Source organism: Solibacillus sp. FSL W7-1472 (assembly GCF_037969775.1).
GTDB lineage: Bacteria > Bacillota > Bacilli > Bacillales_A > Planococcaceae > Solibacillus > Solibacillus silvestris.
Window position 1 is genome coordinate 3,569,519 of sequence record NZ_CP150208.1, and the last position, 7,982, is coordinate 3,577,500.

A 7,982-nucleotide genomic window follows, 5' to 3' on the forward strand; every position below is an offset into this window, starting at 1 on the left:
GAGTTTCGCTCCTTTAAACATCTTCGCCATTTGTGTAATAAATGTAAAAAAATCCTCAAATAAATTGCTCTCTACGCTCTACGCATGAGAAAGCAATCTACTTGAGGACTGAGCATTAAAAGTATATGTAGATAATTGCATTGAGATCCACATCCTTTATTTCATCATACCTGAAGTTGCTTTCCCACATAGTCCGGTATTTACGGTGCCGGGTAGAGACACTAGAGCCATATTCTCTAGCATATATGAGGGATTAAATGTTTTTCCTGTACACATTTTAACAAGGGTTACGCATAAAATCAATGCAAAAATGCGAACAATATTTTTAAAGCAAAAGATATTGTTCGGTTTTTAATCGAGTAGTACGTTATTCTACTATTAATACACCTTTAAATTGTATTTTTTGACGCAAATAGATAGGCTCGCCATTTACTTCTTCGAACACCGGCTCTTCTCTGCGTCCAAATGGCATATAGCCATCTTTCTTCATTCTTTCAAGGCATTGCTCGATTGTTTCATTTTCTTCTACTTCATACCATACTTGCTTTTTAGCCAAAAAGGTCATCCTTCCACATGTAAAATATCGCTCTAACTATACCACGATACTTTTAGTACTTTCTAATAGAATGGTTTTATTTTGTGAACGATTTGTCACAAGTAAAATTAAAAAGGAGCAATCACAAATTTCCTGTAATTGCTCCGAATTGTTTATTTTATAATCTCCATTTTCTCTGTTAACTGCAGTATTTCCTCGAATGTTAAGTCCGGATTTTCTAAAATCACATTATATCGTAAACCTTCTTCATCCCATTGGATTGTTTTGAAAGTACCCAACTCGATTTTAGAACCCTTTTGTCCGCGCACTTCAATCAGTTCTTCTTCCTCTCCAATTGACTGCATTGGCTTAAAGATTGAAAGCGAGAATTGCTTATCACCGTTTTTGGAATATGTTAAGGCAATCTCTCCCGTATCAGTAACCCCCATGTCTTCAATTCCTTCCAATGTGTAACCAAGGGATTCAGGGAATATTAAAAATGGTCCAATCTTCTCGACAGCCTGCTCTACTGTCAATTGTTCCAATGGCTTGAAAGATTCGACCTTAACAACGGCATTTTCGGGTATGTCTACACTAAATTTAGCATCGTCAATTTTACTGTTTGGCTCAAATTTCGTAAATTCAGAAGTTATTTTCATATCGCCACTTGCCGAAATCGTTTTTAATGTCATCCATGTTTTTTTATCTACCCAAATTTCCATATCCCCAATAAGCGTATTTTGCTTTTTGGCCTTTGCAATTAAATGGTACGTTTCATGCCCAGCAATCTTTTCTTCTTCACCAATTGTAATATCATGGGAATTTTTTATTTGTTCCAACGTATTCAATGCCTGCTCTTTTAACGTTGGACGAACTAAACTTTCTACTTCTGGCCCTAGCTCAAAAATCATTGCTTCATTCATTGTTTTCGAATAGGAAGTTAATGTTTTGCCATCATTAACCGCAATCGATTCTTCTCCTGTGGAATCAACCATTTCTACACGTGTCTTTCCTTTTTTCTCCCATTGCTTCGAAAGCATCTCGGTCCCGTCGTCCATTGTTGTCTTATATTCTCCATAATAAGAATCAAGTTCAGATGTTTCCTGCATGGCCTGATTCAATATTTCTTGGGGTGAGTAATTTTCCTCATTGCTGCATGCCGCTAAAGTCAGCGTTAAAATTAATGTTGCTGAATATATCATTTTTTTCATTTTATCCATTCCCCTCTTCTTCAATTGGTGGTAGCCAGATGACAATTGCTAATTGATCTTGCTGTGTTTTAGCTTTAATTGTCCCATTATGCTTAGCGACAATTTGCTTTGCAATACTCAAACCGAGACCAGCCCCTCGCTCACCTATATGGCTTCGAGAAACATCAAACTGATACAGCGGCTCAAACATTTGCTCACACTGCTGTTCCGATATGGTCACCCCGCTATTTTGGACGACGATATATACGCCCTTTTCCGTAAAGTTATCTGCAACCCTTTTTGTACTCCATGCAGGAATATTCAGCGTTTCAAATGCGGATATATAAATCGCTCCTCCCGGATTTGTGTACGTCCAGGCATTCGCGACAACATTATCGACAACGCGCATCAATTGCTTCGGATTTACAAGATAACTCCCTTCCACATTGGCTGTCGTCTTTGCTTCAAACCCCTTTTCTTTGCTGATTTGTTCATAGTCGCCCAAAAGCATATCGAAAAACTCTTCGCCTTCAACTTTTACAAGTTCCAGTTCAAATGTCGGTGACTGCAATAATGTTAGCATCATTAAATCATCAAGCAACTGCTTCATATAATCTGATTTGGACTGAATGATTTGCAAATACTCCTGATGATCTTTTTCAGTATGGTTCCCATGCCGTAAACTTTCTGCATATGCTTGAATTGATGTTAGAGGCGTTTTCAAGTCATGTGACAGACTGGCAATCATAAATTCCTTTTGCTGCTGCTCTAATGCAAGCTTTTTTCGAGTTGCTGTAATTTCCTGCTGCATTAATTGAAAGCTCTCGGTTAGTTCTCCGATTTCATCCTTTTTTACCGGTAGCGGACTTGTTGCTTCATCCTTGGCGAAAGCGCGCATTTGTTCCATTAGTCTTTTTACCGGCTTATTGAGGCGCCTATTCAGCATATAGACAACCGAACCATATAACAACAGCATTACTACAATTAAACTCGTTACGACAATAAGTGATTTTGTGTTTACTTGTTCCAGCCATTCTGATCGAACGAGCGTAATCTTGTATACACCCTTAATTTCCCCATCTTCATAAACAGGTTCTTTATAAACGAATGTTTCGTAGTTTTGTTTAAATTCAAACAGACTTTTATAAACAGCACTTTTTGATTCAAAACCGTTCAAAGAGTTGATTAAATTCGAGGAATAATAAATCTTGCCATTTGGACTGTACAGCGTAATCATCAACTGATCGGATGTCAGTTTCTCGATTTCCTTATAATTAGCATTAATCGTATAAAGCGACGGATTATCCAAATAATCTTTTATATCTGATACAACTGCCCACTTCTCAAAATACTCATCAAGACTTTTATCCTGGTAGTAATCGTTAATGGATACATATAGCCCATACAGTGCAAGTAACGGTAATATCATGACAAGCAAATACGTAAGGAGAAGCCATGATTTAATTTTCATACTTGTTCACCTATAAAGCGGTAGCCCTTTCCCCATACAGTTTGTATATAGTTAGGTGATTTTACAGGATCCTGCAGCTTCTCACGCAATGCTTTAATATGCACCGTTACCGTATGTGTTTGATCCAGCTCAACTTGGTGCCAAACATGTGTATACAACGCTTCCTTTGTAAATAGCTCGAAAGGATTTTGTGCCAATACTTTCAGTAACGCAAACTCTTTTTGCGTCAAGCTAACTTCAACCTCTTCGATATAAACACATTCTTTTACCCAATCAATTTTTAATCCATGTACATATGAAACCATATCTTCTGCTGTGAAAACTCTATTATATCTCTGCCATCGTCGTATTTGAGAACGAACTCGCGCTTTTAACTCTTCTAAAGAAAACGGCTTTGCCAAATAATCATCGGCATCTTGTAACCCTGTGACTTTATCCGATTCATTACTTTTTGCACTGATCATAATAATTGGAACATCACTTTGCAGTCGAATATGTTCAATCATTGATAGCCCATCCATTTCAGGCATCATCCAATCAACAAGTATTAAATCATAGCTACCGGCAGAAAAATCTTCTAATCCTTCAATCCCAGTCGTTGCCCATGTCACTGCATAGCCTTCCTTTATTAAGGTGTCTTTAATAATGCGCGCAATTTCACGGTCATCTTCCACTAAAAGAATTTGTTGTTCCATCATGTACGCCTCCTACCATCACTATAACAAGTAATTTTATCGATAATTGTGACTTTATAAATCCTTTATATTTTATCTTACTTTGTTATGTCTGTTTAAAGATAGCCAAAGTTACCTTTCACAGTAAAGATGGTCGTTTTAAAATGAAAATTTTATGTTACTATCAATTGTGTAAATAAATAAAAGAGGTGTCACAATAATGGAATTCTTTATCGAAAAGATGAACAGTAAGATGGCCACTACCATTCTCGGATGGAAATATGAACAGCCTTACGATTTTTATAATAATGAACAAAGTGATGAGGCTTTTGAAGAATTAATGGATGGATCGTACTATGCCATTGCTGATAAAAATAAAGAGGTAATTGGATTTTTCTGTATTGGAGAGAGTGCTCAAGTACCTAGAGGAAACCATTTCGGTGTTTATAAAGCAGATTTAATAGATATGGGAGTCGGAATGCACCCAAATCTTGTTGGAAAAGGCAATGGGTTCGAGTTTTGTACAGGCATTATAAAATTTATTGAGGAGAAGTATCCAAGTAAATCACTAAGATTAACCGTAGCGATGTTTAATCAGAGAGCCATTCATTTATATAAAAAGCTTGGTTTTGTTAAAGAAGATGAATTTAGTAATGACGTTACAGAATTTATGACAATGGTGAGAATATAAAAAATGAAACTATTTATAACAACAAAAAAACCACTGATTCCTCAGTGGTTTTGCGTGTGCGAAGCGACGTCCTACTCTCACAGGGGGAAGCCCCCAACTACCATCGGCGCTAAAGAGCTTAACTTCCGTGTTCGGTATGGGAACGGGTGTGACCTCTTTGCCATCATCACTTCACTTGCACATGGATGTGCTGGCGTCTACGTTAACACAGGACGTGGTGCTTTTAGTAGACGTTCCTTAATTCGGCTTCCAATTCACGGCGCTATCCTTCGTCAACTTCCCTCGTTCTTTCAGTCACGTACTTAAGTACGCTCCTTCAATCACTCAGTCGTTTCCTCGACTAGCTTGTGTCTTGAAACCCTTAGAAAGATCATTCTTTCAAAACTGGATAAACGTTTCATTGAATTTGTGCAATAAAATGTGGTTAAGTCCTCGACCGATTAGTATTCGTCAGCTGCATGCGTCACCGCACTTCCACCTCGAACCTATCTACCTGATCGTCTTTCAGGGGTCTTACTTACTTGCGTAATGGGAAATCTCATCTTGAGGGGGGCTTCATGCTTAGATGCTTTCAGCACTTATCCCGTCCATACATAGCTACCCAGCGATGCCTTTGGCAAGACAACTGGTACACCAGCGGTATGTCCATCCCGGTCCTCTCGTACTAAGGACAGCTCCTCTCAAATTTCCTACGCCCACGACGGATAGGGACCGAACTGTCTCACGACGTTCTGAACCCAGCTCGCGTACCGCTTTAATGGGCGAACAGCCCAACCCTTGGGACCGACTACAGCCCCAGGATGCGATGAGCCGACATCGAGGTGCCAAACCTCCCCGTCGATGTGGACTCTTGGGGGAGATAAGCCTGTTATCCCCGGGGTAGCTTTTATCCGTTGAGCGATGGCCCTTCCATGCGGAACCACCGGATCACTAAGCCCGTCTTTCGACCCTGCTCGACTTGTAGGTCTCGCAGTCAAGCTCCCTTATGCCTTTACACTCTACGAATGATTTCCAACCATTCTGAGGGAACCTTTGGGCGCCTCCGTTACTCTTTAGGAGGCGACCGCCCCAGTCAAACTGTCCGCCTGACACTGTCTCCTACCCCGCTAAGGGGCATGGGTTAGAAGTTCAATACAACCAGGGTAGTATCCCACCGACGCCTCCTTCGAAGCTGGCGCTCCGAGATCTCTGGCTCCTACCTATCCTGTACAAGTTGTACCAAAATTCAATATCAGGCTACAGTAAAGCTCCACGGGGTCTTTCCGTCCTGTCGCGGGTAACCTGCATCTTCACAGGTACTATAATTTCACCGAGTCTCTCGTTGAGACAGTGCCCAGATCGTTACGCCTTTCGTGCGGGTCGGAACTTACCCGACAAGGAATTTCGCTACCTTAGGACCGTTATAGTTACGGCCGCCGTTTACTGGGGCTTCAATTCACAGCTTCGCTTGCGCTAACCGCTCCTCTTAACCTTCCAGCACCGGGCAGGCGTCAGCCCCTATACGTCACCTTACGGTTTTGCAGAGACCTGTGTTTTTGCTAAACAGTCGCCTGGGCCTATTCACTGCGGCTTCTCTAGGCTATGCACCCAAAGAAGCACCCCTTCTCCCGAAGTTACGGGGTCATTTTGCCGAGTTCCTTAACGAGAGTTCTCTCGCACACCTTAGGATTCTCTCCTCGACTACCTGTGTCGGTTTGCGGTACGGGCACCTCTCACCTCGATAGAGGCTTTTCTTGGCAGTGTGAAATCAGGAACTTCGCTCATACGAGCTCGTCATCACAGCTCAACGTTATAGTATGCGGATTTGCCTACATACACGCCTTACTGCTTGAACACGCGCAACCAACGGCGTGCTTACCCTATCCTACTGCGTCCCCCCATTTCTCAAACGGTGAGGAGGTGGTACAGGAATATCAACCTGTTGTCCATCGCCTACGCCTATCGGCCTCGGCTTAGGTCCCGACTAACCCTGAGCGGACGAGCCTTCCTCAGGAAACCTTAGTCATACGGTGCATGGGATTCTCACCCATGTTTCGCTACTCATACCGGCATTCTCACTTCTAACCGCTCCACCAGTCCTTCCGGTCTGACTTCAACGCTGTTAGAACGCTCTCCTACCACGCATACTCAAAGTATGCATCCACAGCTTCGGTGAATCGTTTAGCCCCGATACATTTTCGGCGCAGCGTCACTCGACCAGTGAGCTATTACGCACTCTTTAAATGATGGCTGCTTCTAAGCCAACATCCTGGTTGTCTAAGCAACGCCACATCCTTTTCCACTTAACGATTACTTGGGGACCTTAGCTGGTGGTCTGGGCTGTTTCCCTCTTGACTACGGATCTTATCACTCGCAGTCTGACTCCCGTGTATAAATATCCGGCATTCGGAGTTTGTCTGAATTCGGTAAAGCGAGATGCCCCCCTAGTCCAAACAGTGCTCTACCTCCGGTATTCTCAATCACGAGGCTAGCCCTAAAGCTATTTCGGAGAGAACCAGCTATCTCCAGGTTCGATTGGAATTTCTCCGCTACCCACACCTCATCCCCGCACTTTTCAACGTGCGTGGGTTCGGGCCTCCAGTGAGTGTTACCTCACCTTCACCCTGGACATGGGTAGATCACCTGGTTTCGGGTCTACGACCACGTACTAATTCGCCCTATTCAGACTCGCTTTCGCTGCGGCTCCGTCTTCTCAACTTAACCTCGCACGTAATCGTAACTCGCCGGTTCATTCTACAAAAGGCACGCTATCACCCATTAACGGGCTCTAACTACTTGTAGGCACACGGTTTCAGGATCTATTTCACTCCCCTTCCGGGGTGCTTTTCACCTTTCCCTCACGGTACTGGTTCACTATCGGTCACTAGGTAGTATTTAGCCTTGGGAGATGGTCCTCCCGGATTCCGACGGAATTTCACGTGTTCCGCCGTACTCAGGATCCACTCTGGAGGGAATGAACTTTTGACTACAGGGCTTTTACCTTGTTTCGCGGACCTTTCCAAGTCGCTTCGTCTAATTCATTCTTTTGTAACTCCGTATAGAGTGTCCTACAACCCCAAAGAGCAAGCTCTTTGGTTTGGGCTCTTCCCGTTTCGCTCGCCGCTACTCAGGGAATCGAATTTTCTTTCTGTTCCTGCAGGTACTTAGATGTTTCAGTTCCCTGCGTCTGTCTTCAACACGCTATGAATTCACGTGAAGATACTATCCGATTAAAGATAGTGGGTTCCCCCATTCGGAAATCCCCGGATCAAAGCTTACTTACAGCTCCCCGAGGCATATCGGTGTTAGTGCCGTCCTTCATCGACTCCTAGTGCCAAGGCATCCACCGTGCGCCCTTATTAACTTAACCAAAAGTTAACACTTAGATCAGAGATCTAAGATTTAAGTTTACACGTCAATTGCTTGACTTGTTTAAAAATCT

Annotated in this window: 5 protein-coding genes, 2 rRNA genes and 1 riboswitch; of the genes, 1 reads left to right on the forward strand and 6 read right to left on the reverse strand. The window is 42.6% G+C overall.

Annotated features, from left to right (window positions below; all coding sequences use genetic code 11):
• Window positions 1-169: 169 nt before the first annotated feature.
• Window positions 170-269, reverse strand: a riboswitch (purine riboswitch).
• Between the two features lie 98 nt (window positions 270-367).
• The 4 genes from MKY07_RS17840 to MKY07_RS17855 all read right to left on the reverse strand — a co-directional run bounded on the left by MKY07_RS17840 (window position 368) and on the right by MKY07_RS17855 (window position 3,891).
• The gene (locus tag MKY07_RS17840; RefSeq protein WP_014822576.1) at window positions 368-556 is read right to left on the reverse strand and encodes an NETI motif-containing protein; all 189 of its coding nucleotides are present in this window, start codon (window positions 554-556) and stop codon (window positions 368-370) included.
• Between the two features lie 152 nt (window positions 557-708).
• Complete coding sequence (locus MKY07_RS17845) at window positions 709-1,746, reverse strand: outer membrane lipoprotein carrier protein LolA (RefSeq protein WP_339263294.1); 1,038 nt, start codon at window positions 1,744-1,746, stop codon at window positions 709-711.
• A gap of 1 nt (window position 1,747) precedes the next feature.
• Window positions 1,748-3,196 (reverse strand): HAMP domain-containing sensor histidine kinase, encoded by a 1,449-nt coding sequence (locus MKY07_RS17850; RefSeq protein ID WP_339263295.1) that lies wholly within the window; start codon window positions 3,194-3,196, stop codon window positions 1,748-1,750.
• The gene (locus MKY07_RS17855) at window positions 3,193-3,891 is read right to left on the reverse strand and encodes a response regulator transcription factor (RefSeq protein ID WP_039967510.1); all 699 of its coding nucleotides are present in this window, start codon (window positions 3,889-3,891) and stop codon (window positions 3,193-3,195) included. The genes MKY07_RS17850 and MKY07_RS17855 overlap by 4 nt, the downstream gene beginning before the upstream one ends.
• A gap of 199 nt (window positions 3,892-4,090) precedes the next feature.
• Between MKY07_RS17855 and MKY07_RS17860 the strand changes: the two genes are divergently transcribed.
• Window positions 4,091-4,561 carry a GNAT family protein gene (locus MKY07_RS17860; protein WP_339263296.1) on the forward strand — a complete coding sequence of 157 codons (471 nt, stop codon included), beginning with the start codon at window positions 4,091-4,093 and terminating at the stop codon, window positions 4,559-4,561.
• A 58-nt stretch (window positions 4,562-4,619) separates the two neighbouring features.
• On the opposite strand, the gene rrf is transcribed toward MKY07_RS17860, so the two are convergent.
• Window positions 4,620-4,735 (reverse strand): 5S ribosomal RNA (gene rrf, locus MKY07_RS17865).
• 246 nt (window positions 4,736-4,981) lie between these two features.
• Window positions 4,982-7,910 (reverse strand): 23S ribosomal RNA (locus MKY07_RS17870).
• Between the last annotated feature and the right edge of the window lie 72 nt (window positions 7,911-7,982).